At 33.5% G+C, this 397-nt stretch carries 1 protein-coding gene; it reads right to left on the reverse strand.

Annotation, left to right across the window (positions count from 1 at the left end; all coding sequences use genetic code 11):
* A partial coding sequence (locus tag EFT72_RS19025; RefSeq protein WP_164473231.1) for an FtsK/SpoIIIE N-terminal domain-containing protein occupies positions 1-249 on the reverse strand: 249 nt, incomplete at its 3' end.
* Positions 250-397 lie beyond the last annotated feature (148 nt).

A 397-nucleotide genomic window follows, 5' to 3' on the forward strand; every position in this document is an offset into this window, starting at 1 on the left:
TGCATAATCAGCTTCTGTATAAAGCTGTAATGTACTGTCATCAAGGTCACCTTTTCTAACAAGCACCTTATTAATAGAAGTATGATTCGCTTGCCAAGTACCTTGATTATTTTGTTCTAAATGAATGACTTCGCCTAACGATTTCAACGTAATATCTGCACGCTCGTCTTCGCTAATAGTATATGTCTTACCATCTCGCAAATTGAGCATCTTCAATTGTTTGTTATATTTTATAATCAATTTATGCATTGTCTTTGCCTCAGTCCTATACTATTTTTTTCTTTCAGCTTCTTGGCGTTTTTCTTTATCTTTTTGTGCTTGTTCTTTTTGTTTCTTTTCGTTCTCTTCTTGTTGCTTTAATTTCTCATCTTTCGCTTTTGCTTTCTCTTCTTCAGAT

Source organism: Clostridium sp. E02 (genome assembly GCF_003833015.1).
Taxonomy (GTDB): domain Bacteria; phylum Bacillota; class Clostridia; order Lachnospirales; family Lachnospiraceae; genus Lacrimispora.